This window comes from Acinetobacter sp. 778_lipA, assembly GCF_058242985.1.
Genome location: NZ_JBZAYT010000001.1, coordinates 3,732,010 through 3,751,624, shown reverse-complemented (window position 1 = coordinate 3,751,624; position 19,615 = coordinate 3,732,010). Strand labels below are relative to the sequence as shown.

Genomic DNA, 19,615 nt, shown 5'->3' with positions numbered 1-19,615 from the left:
TTGGATATAAAAATGCATTATCACTCAATATTTAGATCGGATGCTTTTCAGGGCCAAGTCATCATTGTGACCGGTGGTGGTTCGGGTATAGGACGCTGTACTGCTCATGAACTGGCTGCTTTAGGGGCTCAAGTGGTGATTACAGGGCGGAAAATTGAAAAGCTGGAAAATGTCAGCAAAGAAATCATCGAAGATGGTGGCAAAGTTCATTTTATCGTTTGTGATAATCGCGAAGAACAAAACGTGAAAGAGATGATTGCTGAAGTGATTGAAAAATTTGGCAGACTCGATGGCCTTGTCAATAATGCTGGCGGTCAGTTTCCCTCAAATTTAGAAGGGATTTCTGCCAATGGTTTTGATGCAGTGGTGCGGAACAACCTGCATTCGACCTTCTATTTAATGAAAGAAGCCTATAACCAATGGATGGCAAAACATGGTGGCAGTATTGTCAATATGGCAGCTGATATGTGGGGTGGCATGCCGGGGATGGGACACTCTGGTGCAGCCCGTGCTGGGGTAGATAATTTAACCAAAACAGCAGCGGTGGAGTGGGGACGTTCTGGCGTACGTGTTAATTGTGTTGCACCTGGCTGGGTTGTTTCTTCAGGAATGGATAATTATACCGGTGATTTTGCCAAATTTATTATCCCAAGTTTGGCGGGAAATGTGCCATTGAAACGGATGGGCACGGAATCTGAAATTTCTTCTGCCATTTGTTATTTACTTTCAGAAGCCGCAGGTTTTATTTCTGGCATGACGATTCGTATTGATGGTGCTGCATCCTTAGGTACTCGAATGTACCCATTGGCAGATGCTTCAAATAGTGAGTCGTTTAATGGCTTCCATCGTGCCTTTATTCCAGATGTATTAAAACAACAATTGAGTGATCAAACCAATAACCAACAGACAGGAGAAAACTCATGACTGTTCTCCAATCCGAAATTACAGTTGGTAGTGAGCAATTTGAACAGAACAAGCAGGCATTACTTGCTCAAATTGCCGAAGTGCGTGCAGTACAAAATAAGAATATTGAAAAATCTTATGCAGCCAAACCTAAGTTTGACAAGAAAGGTAAAATTTTACCGCATGAACGTGTCCGTTTAGCTCTTGATCCTGATTCACCATTTGTAGAACTGTGTGGCTTGGTGGGTTATGCCATGCATGATGATAAAGATGGGTCAGATGCAGGTGGTGGGATTATTTCAGGGATCGGTTTTGTCAGCGGTGTTCGTTGTCTGATTTCAGCAAGTAACAGTGCAATCAAAGGCGGAACAATGTCACCGATGGGGGTACAAAAAACCTTACGTTTGCAGGCGATTGCTTTTGAACAAAAATTACCGATGCTGACTCTCACTGAAAGTGGGGGTGCCAACTTAAACTACGCTGCTGAAGTGTTTACTTATGGGGGTATGACCTTTGCCAATCAGGCACGACTGTCTGCCGCAGGTTTACCCCAAGTCTCCGTGGTACATGGCAATGCAACAGCGGGTGGAGCGTATCAACCGGGTCTATCTGATTATGTGATTGCAGTTCGTAAGCAAACTGAGATGTTACTCGCAGGGCCACCTTTACTTTTGGCGGCAACCGGAGAAGTGGCAACAGCAGAGGAACTCGGTGGTGCAGAAATGCATGCACAGGTTGCTGGAACAGCAGAATTTTTAGCCGAGAATGATGCCGATGGAATTCGTATTGCCCGTGAGGTTTTTGAGCATCTTAACTGGAAAGAGCAAACTCAAAAGTTAAACTTAAGCTATAAAGAGCCACGTTATCCTGCCGAGGAGCTGTTAGGGATCATTCCTGCAAGTCCGAAGCAGCCTTTTGACATGAAAGATGTGATTGCACGAATTGTTGATGACTCTGAATTCTTTGAAGTAAAACAAGAATATGATGCATTGACCGTGTGTGGCTGGGCAAAAATTGGTGGGTTACATATCGGAATTATCACCAACAACGGACCGATTACCCCACAAGGCGCAACCAAAGCTGCACAGTTCATTCACCTTTGTGAACAGACTAAACGCCCATTACTGTTTTTACATAACACCACAGGCTTTATGGTTGGAACTGATGCTGAACAGAATGGCATTATTAAGCATGGTTCGAAATTGATTCAGGCCGTTGCCAATACCACTGTGCCGAAAATTTCTATTGTTGTGGCGGGTTCCTATGGTGCGGGGAACTACGCCATGTGTGGACGTCCATTATCACCGCAATTTATTTTTGCATGGCCAAACTCGCATGTGGCGGTGATGGGTTCAGCTCAGGCTGGAAAGGTATTACGTATTGTAGCGGAAGGAAAGCAAAAGGCTTCAGGGATGGAGCCTAACGAGCAGATGCTGGATTTCTTAGAGCAAAGTACAGCAGCCAAATTAGAACAGCAGTCAACCGCCTTATTTAATACGGCCATGTTGCATGATGATGGAATTATCGATCCGCGTGATACACGCAAAGTCCTGATCTTCTTACTAGAAACAATTTATGAAGCAGAACATCGCAAACTAAATCCAATACAATTTGGTGTATCGAGGCTTTAAAAGTCCTTCGCCCTTGCGAAACGCATTATTCCTCATCTTTTAAAAGTGAGGTGTTCTCCGCTTTATTAAAGCGAGTGAGAGAAGATTAAATTTAAGGAAAAACAATGAAATTTACAACAGAGCATGAAGCACTACGTCGTACTACACGTCAGTTTGTTGAGACTGAACTCAATCCTTATATTCCGACATGGGAAGCTGAAGGACGATTTCCTATTCATGATGTGTTTAAAAAACTGTCTGATTTGGGTTTGCTGGGGATTTGTAAGCCTGAAGAAAATGGTGGATTAGGCTTAGACTATTCTTATAACCTTGTAGTTGCAGAAGAGTTAGGACGAGCCGCCTGTGGTGGAGTACCTTTGGCGATTGGTGTGCAAACGGATATGGCAACACCAGCTTTGGCACGCTTTGGTAGTCAAGAATTACGAGATGAATTTTTAACACCTGCAATTGCAGGTGAATATGTTGCTTCAATTGCTGTATCGGAAGTACATGCAGGTTCAGACGTTGCAGCCATTAAAACCACTGCAAAAAAACAGGGTGATGATTATGTGATTAATGGTAGCAAAATGTGGATTACCAACTCCCTGCAAGCTGACTTTTTTTGTTTATTGGCCAATACCTCTGATGATAAACCGCATGTCAATAAGTCTATGATTATTGTTCCGGCAAAATCCGCTGGCATCTCTTTCTCTGAACCACTTAATAAATTGGGAATGCGTTCAACCACGACAGCAGAAGTCTATTTTGACAATGTTCGTGTACCACAACGCTACTTGGTGGGTACAGAAGGTATGGGCTTTATGATGCAAATGATGCAGTTCCAAGAAGAACGAATGTGGGCGGCTGCCAATGCAATTGGTGGTTTGGAAAATGTGATTCAACAAACCATTCAATATACCAAAGAACGAAGCACCTTTGGACAACCGTTGATTAATAACCAATATGTACATTTCCGTTTTGCTGAGTTGATGACCGAAGTGGAAGCTTTACGTGCCTTAACCTATCGTGCTTGTGAAATTCACATTGACGGTGGAAATGCAACAGAAATTGCCTCTATGGCAAAACTTAAAGCAGGTCGTTTAACTAGAGAAGTTGCAGACAGTTGCTTACAGTTTTGGGGTGGAAATGGTTTTATGTGGGATAACCCCGCTTCTCAGCTGTATCGTGATGGTCGTTTAGGTTCGATTGGTGGTGGTGCAGATGAAATTATGCTTGGAATTATTTGTAAGTTGATGGACATTCTTCCATCTAAGCGTAAATAATAAGGAGAATAAATATGGCACTTTCGCAATCTCTGACAACACAACAATTTGATCGCAGCATTGAGCTTGAGCAAGAAGGCAGTATTTTAACCTTATGGCTCAACCGACCTGAGAGTCGCAATGCAATGAGTTTGAATATGGTCAAAGCGATTCAACAAGTGTTTAAAACGATCCAAGATGATATCTCCATTCGTGCAGTCATTTTACGTGGCAAAGATGGACATTTTTGTGCAGGTGGTGACATTAAAGATATGGCTCAACTGCGTGGTGAGGCCATCAATATTGGTTCTAATCAGCCTTATGTTGATTTCAATCGTCAATTTGGACATATGCTGGAGCAAGTGGATCAAGTACCACAAACTGTTGTCGCGGTTTTAGAAGGTGCGGTGTTGGGTGGTGGTTTTGGCTTGGCATGTGTTTCAGATATTGCAATTAGTCTTGCCGATGCCAAATTTGGTTTACCTGAAACAGGATTAGGGGTTATTCCCGCCCAGATTGCCCCATTTGTGGTAAAGCGAATTGGCTTAACTCAAGCGCGTCGTTTGGCTTTACTTGGTGCACGTTTTGAGGGGCATACCGCATTGAAGGTTGGTGTTGTACATGAAGTGGTTGAGAATGAAAAAGCACTGGAAGTTTTATTGATCGAAACCATTCAGCAGATTAAACGTACTGCCCCACAAGCATCTCGTGTAACTAAAGCTCTATTGCACCGTACTTTAAATGAAGCTTTGACGCCTTTATTGGATGATGCCGCACAGCAATTTGCCAATGCTGTGGGGGGGGAAGAAGGTATAGAAGGCACAATGGCCTTTATCCAAAAGCGTCATCCAAATTGGTTTGATGCATAAGTGTGATACTGCTGATCAGTGATCTTGATTGGGATCGGTGTGATTCAACCAAGATAATCAAGTGAATATAAAACTAAAAATAGGGAAAACGAGAATGGCATTTTCAAAAATATTGGTGGCGAATCGTGGTGAAATTGCTGTTCGCGTGATGAAAACAGCAAAAGCAATGGGCTATCAGACCGTGGCTGTCTATTCAGATGCAGATCGTCAGGCGCGTCATGTACAGCTTGCAGATGAGGCTGTATATATTGGTGCTTCAAAAGTTTCAGCGTCTTATTTATCTATTCAGAATATTATCGATGCATGTAAAAAAACGGGAGCTGATGCTGTTCATCCCGGTTATGGCTTCCTTTCTGAAAATACCGATTTTGCAGCAGCTTGTAAGAAAAATGGAATTACCTTTATTGGCCCCCCTGCACCAGCAATTGAATTGATGGGCAGTAAACGACTGTCAAAAATTGCCATGATTCAGGCGGGTGTACCATGTGTGCCGGGCTATGAAGGTGATCAGCAAGATATAGAGTATTTAGAACAACAAGCCAATAAAATTGGTTATCCACTGATGGTCAAAGCTTCAGCAGGTGGTGGTGGGCGCGGTATGCGTCTGGTACAGCAATCTGCTGATATTGTTGAAGCCTTAAAAACAGCGCGTTCTGAAGCAGAAAATGCCTTTGGTTCAGGTGAGCTGATTCTTGAAAAAGCTGTGATTGCTCCACGCCATGTTGAGATACAGGTGTTTGGCGATACCCATGGCAATTATGTGTATTTATTTGAGCGTGATTGTTCGATTCAGCGTCGTCATCAAAAAGTGGTTGAGGAAGCCCCGTGTCCAGTGATGACTGAAAGCTTACGCCAACAAATGGGTGAGGCTGCTGTTGCAGCAGCGAAATCATGTGATTATGTCGGTGCAGGAACGGTGGAGTTTTTATTGGATCAATCAGGTGAGTTTTATTTCCTCGAAATGAATACACGTTTGCAAGTCGAGCATCCAGTAACGGAACTGATCACAGGGTTAGATTTGGTGGAATGGCAACTGCGTGTGGCCAATGGTGAAACCTTGCCCTTACAACAGTCTGAATTGACCTTGTCAGGACATGCAATAGAAGTTCGCTTATATGCAGAAGACCCCCGCCAAGATTTCTTGCCACAGACTGGTCAAATACAGCGCTGGCAAGCTGCTGATTTACCCAATGTTCGAATTGATCATGGTTTGTTGCAACAGGATGAAATTAGTCCGTTTTACGACCCAATGGTGGCAAAAGTCATTGCATATGGTCAAACCCGTCAGGATGCCATTCGGCTCTTGGCGCGTGCTGTAGATGATTGTGTATTGTTGGGGGTGAATAGTAATAAGCAGTTTTTAGTGAATTTATTAAGACACCCTATTATTGTTAAAGGAGACACCAATACTGCCTTTATTCAAGAACATTTCCAAACAGATGGCAGCTTACATAAACAAGCTTTGGGCTTAGAACACCTAGCTATTGCTGCGGCACTGTTGACCAATGCTTCCAGTCAAAGCAGTTGGAATACCGGAATTGCGTTATCTTTACCTTTAAAACTCAAGCATGATGATCAGTTATTACAGCTTTTGGTGAAACGTGATCAAAACCAAGTGAGCGTTGAAATTTGTGGGCAGACACTTGGGATCAGCATTGTCGAACAGCAAGCAGAAAAATTCATTTATGAGGTGGATGGTGTACGCCGTTCGATTGACTATGTCTTAGATGGAAATCAGCTGTATTTAGATGCGGTAAATGGCAATATCAGCATTGAAAATACCACCTATGCAGCACCTGAAACTTCCGATGTCGCAGGCGATGGTAACATTCGTGCACCAATGGATGGTGCGATTATCAATATCTTGGTAAATGCGGGTGATACGGTGACTAAAGGTCAAACTTTGTTGATTTTAGAAGCGATGAAGATTCAGCAACAGATTAAGTCTGATGTTGATGGGGTCGTTAATGAGATTATTGGGCAAGTTGGACAACAGGTAAAGAAACGTCAGTTGGTATTGAATATTCAGGCTTGATTGATCAGATCAAGTGCATTGTATAGTGACTTAAAAACTTCAATATTCTCGTGTATTGGAGTTTTTTTGATTGCGGAAAATAATAAAGCATGTACATGCTTGACAGCTTTTTAGTCTATTGCTATTTTTCGGCAATTCTTCTCAATATACGATCCACATGCCGATTGATGATGGCTTTGTTTATCAGCCTCCTTTAGATCCACTTGACATTATTTTTGAAGATAATGACTTTGTTGCCATCAATAAACCCGCAGGGTTACTTTCAGTTCCGGGGCGTTTGCCTGAACATCATGACAGCGCTTATTTTCGAGTATTGGCAATATATCCAAATGCCAAAATTACCCATCGTTTGGATATGGCAACCTCGGGCATTCTGTTGTTCGCCAAACATCGTGATGCGGAAGTTGCAGCAAGTAAAATGTTTCAAGCGAGAACTGTTAAAAAAAATTATATTGCTTTGGTGCAAGGGCAAATCAATAGCAATGGTCGTGTGGATGTGCCTTTGATTACCGATTGGGAAAATCGTCCACGCCAGATCGTGCATTTTGAGTTAGGCAAACCCGCTCAAACTTTATTTGAATCTGTAAGCTATGATGCTGAAAAGGATGTAAGTCGAGTGCTACTTACACCGATTACAGGACGTTCTCATCAATTACGGGTGCATATGCAACATATTGGGCATCCGATTATGCGCGATAAGCTTTACCATCCTACGCCGTTTAACACTGATTTAGCGCGTATGGCATTACATGCAAGCTATTTGTCTTTTATGCAGCCTTTTAATAATCTACTGGTTGAGATTGTATCTGAGCCTGAGTTTTAGCATTTCGCTAAATCAAAAAAGCCTGCAAAATTGCAGGCTTTGATCATTGAGAGGGTGATTAAACTTGGTTGTTAACATCATCATGTTTTGTTTCACGAATGGCCAAGAATGCTAACAGTGAAAGAATGGATGCTGCTGTCAAGTAGTAACCCACCGCTTGTAAGCCATATTTGGTTGCAAGTTCAGTTGCGATCAGAGGTGCAAAAGATGCGCCCAGAATACCTGCCAAGTTAAAGGTTAATGCAGAGCCTGTATAACGTACAGAAATCGGGAAAATTTCAGACAAGACCGTACCAATTGGACCATATGTCATTCCCATCAATGCTAAACCTACACATAAGAACAAGAACACAATCACTGTGCTACCTGACTCAAGCATACTGGCAAATACTAAACCAAAAAGTGCAGAGGCGATACATACCCCAATAGAGGTTGCCTTACGCCCAAACTTCTCAGCAAATACAGCAGAAAGCGGAATAAACGCAGCAAAACACAGTGTTGCGACCAGTTGCATCTCTAAGAATTCTGCACGTGAGTAACCCAGTTGTTTGGTTCCCCAGTTGAGTGCAAATACTGTTGTGAGATAGAACACCACGAATGTACACACAGCAGCAATTGTGCCGAGGAAGAGCATTTTATAATGTTTGGTCACAACTTCTTTAAATGGAACATTAACTTCTTTTTGTTTGTCTAATACTTTTTGGAACGCTGGGGTTTCATGCAATTTTAAGCGAATATATAAACCCACAATCACCAATGCAGCACTTGCAAGGAATGGAATACGCCAGCCCCATTGCATAAAGTCTGCTTCAGACATCAATGCGCCAAGACCAAGGAATGAACCCGTTGCCAAGATAAAACCGATCGGTGCGCCCAGTTGTGGGAACATCCCATACCAAGCACGTTTGCCTTCAGGTGCATTTTCGGTTGCAAGCAGGACTGCGCCAGACCATTCACCACCAAGACCTAAGCCTTGACCTAAACGACAAAGTGCAAGTAATAGCGGTGCAACGATACCAATCTGTGCATAGGTTGGAAGTAGACCAATACACACTGTTGAAACACCCATGGTCAATAAAGCCGCGACGAGGGTTGCTTTACGACCAATACGATCACCTAAGTGACCAAAGATTGCTGCGCCAATAGGGCGGGCAATAAATGCGATGGCAAATGTTGCGAGTGATTGAATTGTTGCCGTCATCGGATCTGTACTTGCAGGGAAGAACAAATGCGGAAAAATGAGGACTGCAGCAGTTGCATAGATATAAAAATCGAAGAATTCGATTGTTGTACCCACAAGACTTGCGAAAAGCACACGAGTCTTTGAATTTGTTTGAATTTCTGGAGTAGCAGTAGATAATGACGCCATGGTGAACCTTACACTTTTAAAAGTAAAACGAGTCTTTAAAGCGTAATCTTTTTAAAAAAGGCGTAATTTCTTAAAAAAACAACGAGATCAACCCAAATTCACTCCATCAGGGTCACTGAATTTTGAGTGTCTATGAATTAAATGACGTAAAGATAGATTGCAAGGAAATGTGATCCTGCACCGACCAAAACAAATATATGCCAAATAGCATGAGTGTATCTTACTCTTTTTAAGGCATAAAACAATGCGCCTATTGTATATGCTAAACCACCAATGACCAATAATTTTAATGCTTCTGGTTTTAAATACTGTTGCATATCATCCATTACAAGCACGGCAAGCCAACCCATGACCAAATAAGCAATCAGTGAAATTTTTTCAAAACGATGAATGAATATTAACTTGAATAGTGTTCCAATGGCCGCGATGACCCAAAGTGCAATCAATAAATAATGTGCTTTTGCTGTTGGGATGGCAATTGCCAAAAAGGGCGTATAGGTTCCCGCAATTAAATAATAAATCGCGGTATGATCCAGCTTTTTATACCACTGGCGTTTTTTTTCATCGACAGAAAAATGATAAATCGCTGAACTGGAAAACAGTAGAATCATACTTAGACCATAGACAAGCAATCCAAAAAATTGCCATCCATGTAGATAGTTGCCTTTAATCAGCATCAAAACAGTCGCTATCGCAGCCAAAATCGCACCAAATGCATGACTCAATGCATTAATACGTTCTTCTTGTGGTGCATAGATGTGAATCAATTTATCTGTCGACATTGGACCTTATTATCCTAAAAATACAATTGTATAGTAATGGAGTTTTACCTTTAAAGTAAGACGTCTTAAAATAGGTAACTTAATTAATACGAGTTTTGATTATGTCCAATGTGGCAAGCTTATCTGTTCAGGAACAACAATTTTTTGATAGCGTACAGCAAGCTATTGATAATCAAAGCTTAGATCGTTTGATTTTAAGTCAGTATAAAGGAGAATTGGTTGATTTAGAGAAAATGACCTTTCGCGTCATTCAGCTACAGAATGAAACGGTTCTAAGCTGTCTATATCGTTATAAAACCAATGATATTACTAAAAACTATCCACTTCCCCATGCGTTAACGACAATTCAGGGGCTGGCTGAGGATTGTAAACAAGCCAATTTATTTACTGATGAGGCTGAAACGCAGCTGAAGAAAAATAAAAAGAAAGCCTTGCTGACCATCAGTAAAAATAAGCTAGATAAAACCGCTAAAAACCAACAACAAGGGCATGATCGTACAAAACATCGTTTTGTCGACCAAGAAAGCTATTTTCTCCAACCGCTCGGCATTACCGATGCCAATGCACAAATTATTCCAAGCATGGCACGTAAGTGGAAGCAGATTAACAAATTTGTTGAAATCTTTTCAGGTGCTTTAGTGCATATTCAACAGTCAGAGACTTTAGTGCATGATGGAAAAACCAAAGAGCAGGCTTTAAAAATTGTCGATTTTGGTTCAGGAAAAGGCTATTTAACGTTTGCTTTATATGATTATTTGGCAAAACAACATCAAACCCCATTTGTAACGGGTGTTGAGCTGAATGACAAAATGGTGAAATTTTGCCAAGAGGTTGCGCAAAAGTCCGATTTTAATCAATTGGATTTTTTCCAAGGTGATGTGAGAACGTATCATCCATCCCATTTGGATATTATGATCGCCTTACATGCGTGTGATGTTGCAACAGATTTTGCGATACATACAGGTATCCGTTTAAACGCTCAAATGATTATGTGTGCACCATGTTGCCATAAAGAATTACGCCCACAATTGAACAGTCCGCAAGTGCTACAACCAATGTTGCAATTCGGTATTCATGCAGGACAACAAGCTGAAATGCTGACAGATACCATGCGAGCTCTGTTGCTGAAAGCGTATGGTTATGAAACCAAAGTCTTTGAATTTGTGGCATTAGAACATACCAGTAAAAACAAAATGATTTTGGCAACCAAGCGTAAAGATTTCACTGCACCTGATCAAACAGTCTTAGATCAAATTCGTGCTTTAAAAGAGATGTATGGGATTCAAAAGCAATCCTTAGAATTATTATTGAATGATCAGTGGGACCAGCAAGACATTGGCGCTAAGTGCTAGCGCGTTGTGAGGAGAGAAAGCAGGTTTAACTGCTTTCTCTCTTGGTACTATTTAGATAAATTATTTTATTGCTGATTCATTTCATCAAGCTCAGCTTCGCTTGAGCCCGTGGTTTTTTGAGAAATAGTATCTGGAAAATATTGTGGATCATCCATTTCTGGAATCAATTGTTCACCCATTTTATGAATCAAGATATTGGTTTTTAATGTTTCTGTTGGGGCTTTAACCAGTAGTTCTGTCAGAAAGTCTGTTGCTTTAGCTGCAAATTGCGCATCACTTTCTTTGCTAGCACGTTCAGGCATTTGGACATTGTCTAAATTAAGCACAGGGACTTTACAGGTTAACGGTACTTGAAAACTTTGACTATTTTCAATAATTTTACCATCCTGTTTACAGCTTTGATATGCAACACTTTGAGCTTTCATTTGGCGTTCAAATGCTGGCGCGACAATTTTAAAATCGTTGGCATTAAATTGTTCTTTGAGTATTTCCTTCATCTTTTCAGATGCAGTGGCTTGTTTTTCGCCACTTTCATCGCGGTTTTTTTTAGCTTCAGCCTCTGAGATACCTGCAATTGCGGCACTCATTTTTAAATTAAGCTGATCTTGATTTGGGTCTTGAGAAAATAAGCCAATCATGCTTTTTGAGATAATGTTCACACGATCTAGCTCGGATGTTTTTGCATAAATACTTTGAGTCGTCAGTAAAATTGCGCTATAAATAAATACTTTAAATTTATGATTTAGAAACATAATTATTCTACAAGTTTAGTTAAGTTGGTGAAAGTGAACGCATTGTCACTGTGCATTACATGAGGGTCTGTTGACATTTCATAAATGGCTTGCGTTGTAGGTTAAAATTGAGCAGGTAAGGCATGAAACGAAGAGAATAGCGAGACTATTTTCGAGTTTCATAACGAAGGCTGAGATAATTTTAGCCACAACCCTGAGCAAGAACAAAGCAGTGCTTTGTTTGCAGCGCAAGGCGCAGCGGGGGACTAGCGTGTTTTTTGCCGCTACGTGTTACCTTGCGAAACGATGTTTCTCATCATTTAGAATAACTAAATTTCGTATTTCGTGCCTAGTATCGGCTAAAAAACACACGTAGGCGCAAACGTAGACGAATTGTCAACAGACCCTAACATAATTGCAAGAATGAAGGATCAATTTCTCAACCATTAGGATTTAAATAATGAGTCAATTTGTCATTCAATCTGGGCCGTGGAGCCAGCTTCAACATGATGCGAAATTGATTCGAAGCATGGTTTTTATCGAAGAACAAAACATCAGTGAAGCAGATGAATGGGATGAGCAGGATGCCATTTCATTGCATTTTGTTGTATATGCGCAAGATCAAGCCATTGCTACAGCGCGGTTATTGGAAAATAACAGTATTGGTCGAGTTGCTGTGTTGCAACAATATCGAGGTGAGGGGATTGGTAAACTGCTCATGCAACATATTATTCAAGTTGCAAAACAGCAAAATAGAGCATTTCTTCAATTATCTGCTCAAGTCTATGCAACGCACTTCTATGAAAACTTAGGCTTTCAGGTACAAGGTGAAGAATATTTAGATTGTGAGATTCCACATATCGATATGGGGTTAAGTTTAAAAAATGAATGAATTGTAATAAACCAACATTGAAATAAGCCAAGATTGAAATAAACCAAGAGAATCGATTTGCCCATGCTCAGTATAAAAACCCCGTTAATACAATCTTTAGTTTTAAGCCAACTGAATCAATGTCAGGTGTGGTTAAAAATGGAAGCCTTACAACCGTCGGCATCATTTAAACAACGAAGTATTAGCCATGCCTGTCAGAAATATTTTGAACAAGGTGCCCAGCGTTTTATCAGTTCATCGGGTGGCAATGCAGGCTTAGCTGTTGCTTATACAGGTCGACAACTGGGTGTTCCAGTGACCGTCGTTGTTCCTGAAACCACAGCACAACGTGCGAGAGAATTAATTGCCCAGCAAGGGGCAGAGGTTATTGTACATGGCGCTTCATGGACTGAAGCCAATGCTTTAGCGCAGTCCTTATTAACACAGCATGATGTATTTATTCATCCTTTTGATCATCCACTGTTATGGGAAGGCATTATCCCGATGATTGATGAAGTCATTGCAGAAGGGGTTACTCCAGATGCAGTGGTCTTATCTGTGGGTGGCGGAAGTTTACTTTCAGGTGTTGCAGCAGGATTAAAGAAACATGGTTTAGCCCATATTCCAATTTATGCGGTTGAAACCCAAGGTACAGCATCCTTACATGCTTCGATTGTCGCTAAGCAACATGTTGAATTGGATCAAGTGAGTGGTATAGCAACAACACTTGCAGCAAAAAAAGTTTGTCAAAATGCATTTGAAGTGGGCCAAGAACTTGAAGTTCGTAGTTTGGTAGTTTCAGATCAAGACACTGTAGATGCTTGTTTAAAATTTGTGGATGATCATCGTATTTTGGTTGAGCCGGCATGTGGTGCAACGTTATCAGTGCTTTATGATCAGACGATTCAATTTAAACCCGCTGATCAGGTCTTGGTGATTGTATGTGGTGGCGCAGGGATTACCCTAGAAACACTACAAGCATTCAATGGATAGATCGGATTGAATAGATAATCAATGATTATAATCTATTGATCCTTTAGCAAGTCTTTTCGATTTAGAGGATGGTGAGATGATTCAAGTTATACTTTTTGATTTAGATCAAACCTTACTTGATCGCACCTCCTCCCTAAAGGCTTTTTTAAATTGGCAGGTAAATTTCTTCGAGCTGGTTGCGATTCAACAGAAACCACAATTTATTCAGCGTTTTATTGAGTTGGATAATAATGGTTCTGTATGGAAAGATCAGGTGTATGCTCAACTTATTCAAGAGTTTCAAATATCCAGCTATTCGACACAAGCGCTATTAGAGAATTATATTCAAGACTTTAATAAATTTTGTCGATGCTTTAGTGGTGTTGATCTGGTTATTTATAGCTTGTTTAAGGCAAATTTTTATCTTGGATTAATCTCTAATGGAAAGACACCTTTTCAGGAAGATAATTTCAAAGCCTTAGGTTTAAGTGAGTATTTTTCGAGTGTGATTGTGTCAGAAGCTGTTGGACTGCGAAAGCCTCATCCAGAAATTTTCCAATTGGCATGTCAGCAGCTCGGTGTTATTCCTCAGCACTGCATTTTTGTTGGCGACAATGAGGTAGCAGACATTTGCGGTGCAAAAGCGTTGGACATGAAAACGATCTTATTTGACCCTCAACAAAAAGTAACATCGACACAGGCCGATCATCGTGTAAAGTCTTTTCAAGACATACTTAGTATTTTAAAAATAAAATGAAAAGATTATATAAGCACGGTAGGGTAAAGTTTCAGGTTTTATTTTTATTTGGAGTAGTATCTCAATTCAGTGTATTTGCACAAGCCGAAACAGATAAACAACAACCGTTAGCCTATGAGTTACAGGTGGAAACAAAGCCAAAAACTTATGATCCAGCGACACAGTCACGGATTCGGGTCTATCGAAAGGGTGCGACAAAAACTTTAATTCAACATTCATTTGATTGTGCTGGAAGAAAAGCTGGGATACGGGATTACTTAAGTGGAAATGGTGCATTATCTGCGCTAAAAGCGTATGCCAGAATTACCTTTAATATCGAAGAAGGGATGCCTCGTAGTGCGATTCAGAAAGAAGCTGAAAGCAATGCTATGCGGACTTACCAACTGATCTCTTATAAAGAGTTTATTTTAAATGCCGACCAACCTGTGAATTTATATGGTTTTGTATTTGGAGCGACTGATTCATCTCGGACAAAAGCACAATTGATTGATCAATGTGTGGATGCTGTTGCTTCGTTCAGACCACAGGCTGGACACGATTATGAAATTTTAGGTAAATATCAAAATAACCAATGCCAATTTCAAGTATTTGATCTCAAAACCAATGATCAAATCCCTGTTTCTGACAAGCTTTATACTTGCCCTGAAAAGTCATGGAAGTTTTGGAAAAAGGATCAGTAAATGAAACGTGCAATACTCGGTATTTTTTTGATGATGGGGCTTATTGTACCCAATTTGACTTGGGCATCTTATCTCAATAAATGTCTCTTAACGGTTAAAGTCTTAGAAGAAACTTCAACCATGACGATGGCAATCAATGGGCCACAAGGTGAGTTTGAAAAAAGTAAATTGACGATGTATATCAAAATATTAAAAGCTAAAAAGAATGGAAGAGCTGATAGTGGATGTCAATCACTGGTCAATCAACGTATGCGAATTACGATTGAACAGCCACCTTTGACCAGTTTAGTCAAAGGGCAAGTTGTACAAGTAGAAAGCATCACTCAGGATGCTTTTCCACAAGAAGGATATGTCACGCAATACAATCTAAAAAACTAGTCTGTTGGGAATTTCGCTTTTAGCCTTTGTGTGCGTTACCTCCAGTCTTCTATGGCTTTTTGTCCGCTTTCTAAGCCAACTTCATAGGTATATTGCAACTTGCGTTTATCTTTACATAAACGGCCTGCTAACTTTTTATTGTCAGGCGGGCAGATTTCCAAAATGCTTTGTTGCGTATTTTGACGGATAAAATCGACAGTTTGGTTATAACGAGTACAACGGTTTTTCAGACTATCTGCAAAGCCAGTATGTTGATTAAGCAAATATTTTGCCAAGAATTGATCTGCTTTACTGCTGGCTTTAAAGTAATTTTGTGTACGGGTACGAATCACCAAGAGATTTTGAATATTTGCTTGTTGCGCTGCCCATTGAACAGGGAGGGCATCTGCGACACCGCCATCAAAATAAGGCTCTCCAAAAATTTCTACAGCCTGTCGTGTCAGATAGGGAATAGAACTAGAAGCACGTAATCCATCGATAATATTGTCTTTCCCAGCACGTAAATATTCAGGATAACCTGTACGAGCATGAGTCAACACCATATAAAAGTCAGGATTTTGACTAAATATGGCCTGTTGATCTAGAGGATTCTCTTTCTCGACAATATCCCACATCCACTGCATATCCAATAAATCCCCACCTTTAAAAAAGCGAGCATAACGAATAAATTCAGGTCGAAGTGAATGGTCTAAATAGAGTTCGATATTGCGACCTTGTTGTCGAGCAAGGTAATTGGCGAGGTTTGTTGAACCAGAAGACACCCCAACAAAAAGATCGAAAGGGTTAAAATTTTGTTGTAGGAAAGCGTCAAGTACACCGCAGGTAAAAGCCCCACGCATACCACCACCTTCTACGACAAGCGCATTACGTGAATCATTGATCATAGATTGTTTAGTTTGCATGTTCTGGCTGAGCTGAGTTGTGTGGCATGTTTTTCATTTCATCATTCGACATTTGCTGCGTGTCATGTGGAGGTGCTGTATCGGTATTCTCCGTCTGAGGCGTCGCTATCTGCTTATTTTGCTGACTCGGCATATAATCTGGTTCATTGGTTACAGCCATATAGAAGAATACAAGGAATAAACAGCTAAAGATTGTTGCGAAAATCACGGCTTTAGATTTCCACAACGGTTTTTTGGGAGAGTTAACATCGTTCATAGGAAAATTCCTAAAAGAATGAAATGTGTAGCTATTTTATAACATAAAGCAGTAGTAAAGTTGGCATTGCTATAAAAGACATAAATTAAATGAGGCTTATGTATATAAACACAACATGGGTTGATCAGCATATGAATACATATCAGACATAACAAGCAGGCTGAGATTAAAATTGAAATCAAGCATATAAACAAGATTATTTTGAGCTTGATTTTAGGTGTTTATGGAAATGAATAATGTTGATTTATTAGAAATATATGAATATTTAAACTACATTTTTAATGATATTATTTATTTAATTTTTCAACAATTAATCAAAAAATCTATTTGAATTTAAGTATTTTTAGTAATGAAATTGTTTTTTTTAATAGAAAAATTTTAGAATTAATTTATAATAGAGGTAATTAAAACGAATAAATTATTAAAATGAACAGCTTAGTAAATAGCATTTATAAAATATTGGATCAGCTTGGACTAAACGTACAAAAACGAGCTTTGCATATCCAATTTAGCAATACAGACTTAAACAACCAAGTCTTCTTACAACGCATCGATGGACAACATGGTCTAAACCAAGGTGTGTCTATGGAACTGATTTGCCTTGCCACTTCAGCAACGATTCCGCTTAAACAATTCATCGGTAGCCAAGTGGCCATTGACCAAGTCACAGATCATGGGCAACTGTTTCGTAGTACAGGGGTGATTACCGAAGCAGCACAAGGGCAAAGTGATGGCGCGCTGACGTTATATAAGCTCAAACTCGAAGATGCCACTTCACTGTGGCATAAACGCCGTAATAGCCGAGTGTTTATGAACAAGTCGGTTGTGCAAGTGATAGAAACGCTGTTTAAAGAATGGCAAGATAAAAGCCCACTCTTTGCATCGAGTCTAAGCCTCGATAAAAGTGGACTGAAAAAAGATTACGATATCCGACCATTCATTATGCAGAGCAACGAAAGTGACTATGCATTTTTAAGCCGCTTGATGCGCAGTGAAGGGATCAACTGGTTGATTGATGAGGCGCAATTGATTGTGCCTAGTTCTGCGACTCAAATTCAACCACAAAAACTGCGTTTGGTGGATGATAATAACGAATACAAAGCGCTAGAACGCAAAAGCATCCGCTTCCATCGTAGCAGTGCCACAGAACAACAAGACAGCATCACCAGCTTTATCGGGCAACGTAGCTTACAACCCACTGCTGTCCATGTACAACGCTGGCAAGCAGATGTGTTAGAGCAAGAAGAAGGTGCAGGCAGTGTTCAAAGCAAACACCAACACAGTCAAAACCAGAATAATGCCAGTCTTGGTTTAGAACAGGCTTGGCATATTAGTCCAGCATGGATTCAAGACCTGAATGGTGAAGACCAAGCAACCGCGTCAAATAACAATCAGATTGAAAAGATCAACCAAAACCTCAACCATTATTACGATGCTCAATCCAAACAATTTATAGCCAATTCCACTGTACGTGATGCACAAGTGGGGTATTGGTTTGAGCTAAACGAACACCCAGAAATAGACCAACACAGTGGCTCAGACAAAGAATTTCTGATTACGTCAAAGACATTCTATAACCAGAACAACTTACCCAAAGATCTGAGCGAGCAAATCAATCGCTTGCTCCAACAAAGTAATTGGGTCAATTCAAATGTAGACTCAAACAACCCAGAACGCCAAGCCAATCAATTGGTACTACAACGCCGTAATATCACCACTGTTCCTGAATACCATCCACTACAACATCGTCCTAGTACCCATCCACAACGAGCCAAAGTGGTTGGGCCAAGTGGAGAAGAAATCCATGTCGATGAATGGGGGCGCATTAAAGTTCGCTTCCTATTTACCCGTAATGAAGATCATAGTCATGATGGTGGTGCAGGGAGCAATGACAACGACACTGATTCCGCTTGGGTGGATGTACTGACCCCGTGGGCAGGTGAAGGCTATGGTGCGCGGTTCTTGCCGAGGATTGGTGAGATTGTTGTGATAGATTTCTTTGATGGCAATATTGACCGACCATTTGTGGTGGGGCGTATTCATGAAGCGCAACGAAGTCCAACGAAATTTGATGACAAAGGCCAATTGCCTGATACCAAAAAACTGGCAGGGATCAAAAGTCGAGAAGTTAAAGGCAGTGGCTATGGGCAACTTAGATTTGATGATACCACTGATCAAATCAGCAGCCAGCTACAAAGCAGTCACGGTGCGAGTCAACTTAACCTTGGTAATCTGAGTCATCCTAAAGAAACGGATACCAGTGAAGGACGAGGCGAAGGCTTTGAACTAAGAACAGACCAATGGGGAGCAGTACGTGCAGGGCAAGGCCTACTACTGAGTACCTATAGCCAAGATTCAGCTTCAGGCAATCACCTTGATGCAACAGCCGCGAAAAGTCAGTTAGAAAGCAGCCTAAATAATTCTAAGGCTTTAAGTGAAGTTGCCAAGAATCAGCAAACTGATCCACTGGATGTATTGGAAAATCTCAAGCAATTTCTTGATCAAATCGAAAAAGGTGAAAAAGACAAAGCGGATGCATTTAAACAAGCTTTGATGATTTTGGCTGCACCGAATTCAATCGCATTGGCAAGCAATGAAGACTTACATCTTTCTGCGGATAAACAAATCAGTTATACCGCAGGTGACAGTATCAACCTGAGTACGCAAAAGAATTTAGTTGCACATGCACAATCAAAGATCAGTCTTTTTGCGGCACAAGAAGGTGCAAGACTTTTTGCTGGGAAAGGTAAGGTTGAGATCCAAGCACAAGATGGTGGTGCAGATGTGATTGCACGCAAAGGTATTCAAATCATTTCGACTGAAGAGATGATTGAGCTCAAGAGTCTCAAAGAAATTATTATCACATCTGGTGGCTCTCAATTAAAAATTAATGGTTCAGGTGTATTTGTGACCACGGCTGCTAAGTTCGAAGTGAAGGCAGGGCAACATAGTTTTATTGGTGGAGCAAAAGTCGATTATTCACTTCCATCATTCTATGAAAATATTTGTAAGCCTTGTTTGTTGGATGCAGCAAAGTTTGGAATGGCATTTGTTGATAAATAA

General features: G+C 40.6%; 18 protein-coding genes. 13 read left to right on the top strand and 5 right to left on the bottom strand.

Annotated features, from left to right (window positions below):
• The first annotated feature begins 12 nt into the window (after positions 1–12).
• From AC4CUY_RS17730 to AC4CUY_RS17705, 6 genes are all read left to right on the top strand, one after another.
• On the top strand, positions 13–924 hold the full coding sequence (locus AC4CUY_RS17730) for an SDR family oxidoreductase (protein WP_419360621.1): 912 nt from the start codon (positions 13–15) through the stop codon (positions 922–924).
• Positions 921–2,534 carry an acyl-CoA carboxylase subunit beta gene (locus AC4CUY_RS17725; RefSeq protein ID WP_490774519.1) on the top strand — a complete coding sequence of 538 codons (1,614 nt, stop codon included), beginning with the start codon at positions 921–923 and terminating at the stop codon, positions 2,532–2,534. Before AC4CUY_RS17730 ends, AC4CUY_RS17725 begins: the two co-directional genes overlap by 4 nt.
• Before the next feature lie 104 nt (positions 2,535–2,638).
• Complete coding sequence (locus tag AC4CUY_RS17720) at positions 2,639–3,796, top strand: acyl-CoA dehydrogenase family protein (RefSeq protein ID WP_336954305.1); 1,158 nt, start codon at positions 2,639–2,641, stop codon at positions 3,794–3,796.
• A gap of 14 nt (positions 3,797–3,810) precedes the next feature.
• On the top strand, positions 3,811–4,644 hold the full coding sequence (locus AC4CUY_RS17715; protein ID WP_336954307.1) for an enoyl-CoA hydratase/isomerase family protein: 834 nt from the start codon (positions 3,811–3,813) through the stop codon (positions 4,642–4,644).
• A 94-nt stretch (positions 4,645–4,738) separates the two neighbouring features.
• Positions 4,739–6,679 (top strand): acetyl/propionyl/methylcrotonyl-CoA carboxylase subunit alpha, encoded by a 1,941-nt coding sequence (locus AC4CUY_RS17710; protein WP_490774518.1) that lies wholly within the window; start codon positions 4,739–4,741, stop codon positions 6,677–6,679.
• Between the two features lie 157 nt (positions 6,680–6,836).
• Positions 6,837–7,502: an RluA family pseudouridine synthase gene (locus AC4CUY_RS17705; protein ID WP_336954310.1), complete on the top strand. Its 666-nt coding sequence runs from the start codon at positions 6,837–6,839 to the stop codon at positions 7,500–7,502.
• A gap of 58 nt (positions 7,503–7,560) precedes the next feature.
• Here the strand turns inward: AC4CUY_RS17705 and AC4CUY_RS17700 are convergent, their stop codons facing one another.
• Both AC4CUY_RS17700 and trhA read right to left on the bottom strand, forming a co-directional pair.
• Positions 7,561–8,871: an MFS transporter gene (locus tag AC4CUY_RS17700; RefSeq protein ID WP_004817867.1), complete on the bottom strand. Its 1,311-nt coding sequence runs from the start codon at positions 8,869–8,871 to the stop codon at positions 7,561–7,563.
• A gap of 137 nt (positions 8,872–9,008) precedes the next feature.
• A complete protein-coding gene (gene trhA / locus AC4CUY_RS17695) occupies positions 9,009–9,653 on the bottom strand; it encodes a PAQR family membrane homeostasis protein TrhA (RefSeq protein WP_151957606.1) in 645 nt (214 codons plus the stop codon).
• 101 nt (positions 9,654–9,754) lie between these two features.
• Between trhA and AC4CUY_RS17690 the strand changes: the two genes are divergently transcribed.
• On the top strand, positions 9,755–11,005 hold the full coding sequence (locus tag AC4CUY_RS17690; RefSeq protein ID WP_419360629.1) for a class I SAM-dependent methyltransferase: 1,251 nt from the start codon (positions 9,755–9,757) through the stop codon (positions 11,003–11,005).
• A gap of 65 nt (positions 11,006–11,070) precedes the next feature.
• Here the strand turns inward: AC4CUY_RS17690 and AC4CUY_RS17685 are convergent, their stop codons facing one another.
• Complete coding sequence (locus AC4CUY_RS17685; protein WP_419360631.1) at positions 11,071–11,757, bottom strand: hypothetical protein; 687 nt, start codon at positions 11,755–11,757, stop codon at positions 11,071–11,073.
• A gap of 439 nt (positions 11,758–12,196) precedes the next feature.
• Here AC4CUY_RS17685 and AC4CUY_RS17680 point away from each other — a divergent pair, with 439 nt between their 5' ends.
• The 5 genes from AC4CUY_RS17680 (at position 12,197) to AC4CUY_RS17660 (ending at position 15,394) form a co-directional block, all read left to right on the top strand.
• Positions 12,197–12,628, top strand: coding sequence for a GNAT family N-acetyltransferase (locus AC4CUY_RS17680; protein ID WP_419360633.1), 432 nt, complete (start codon positions 12,197–12,199; stop codon positions 12,626–12,628).
• Between the two features lie 63 nt (positions 12,629–12,691).
• The gene (locus AC4CUY_RS17675) at positions 12,692–13,600 is read left to right on the top strand and encodes a pyridoxal-phosphate dependent enzyme (RefSeq protein WP_336954317.1); all 909 of its coding nucleotides are present in this window, start codon (positions 12,692–12,694) and stop codon (positions 13,598–13,600) included.
• Positions 13,601–13,676: 76 nt separating this feature from the next.
• Positions 13,677–14,336, top strand: coding sequence for an HAD family hydrolase (locus AC4CUY_RS17670; RefSeq protein WP_419328361.1), 660 nt, complete (start codon positions 13,677–13,679; stop codon positions 14,334–14,336).
• Positions 14,333–15,016 carry a hypothetical protein gene (locus AC4CUY_RS17665; RefSeq protein ID WP_419328362.1) on the top strand — a complete coding sequence of 228 codons (684 nt, stop codon included), beginning with the start codon at positions 14,333–14,335 and terminating at the stop codon, positions 15,014–15,016. The genes AC4CUY_RS17670 and AC4CUY_RS17665 overlap by 4 nt, the downstream gene beginning before the upstream one ends.
• Complete coding sequence (locus tag AC4CUY_RS17660; protein WP_419328363.1) at positions 15,017–15,394, top strand: hypothetical protein; 378 nt, start codon at positions 15,017–15,019, stop codon at positions 15,392–15,394.
• A gap of 35 nt (positions 15,395–15,429) precedes the next feature.
• On the opposite strand, the gene AC4CUY_RS17655 is transcribed toward AC4CUY_RS17660, so the two are convergent.
• Positions 15,430–16,278: a patatin-like phospholipase family protein gene (locus AC4CUY_RS17655; RefSeq protein ID WP_490774681.1), complete on the bottom strand. Its 849-nt coding sequence runs from the start codon at positions 16,276–16,278 to the stop codon at positions 15,430–15,432.
• A gap of 7 nt (positions 16,279–16,285) precedes the next feature.
• The gene (locus tag AC4CUY_RS17650; protein ID WP_004724087.1) at positions 16,286–16,552 is read right to left on the bottom strand and encodes a hypothetical protein; all 267 of its coding nucleotides are present in this window, start codon (positions 16,550–16,552) and stop codon (positions 16,286–16,288) included.
• A 426-nt stretch (positions 16,553–16,978) separates the two neighbouring features.
• On the opposite strand from AC4CUY_RS17650, the gene AC4CUY_RS17645 reads away from it, so the two are divergent.
• Entirely contained in the window at positions 16,979–19,615 is a 2,637-nt protein-coding gene (locus AC4CUY_RS17645; protein ID WP_490774517.1) for a type VI secretion system Vgr family protein, read from the top strand.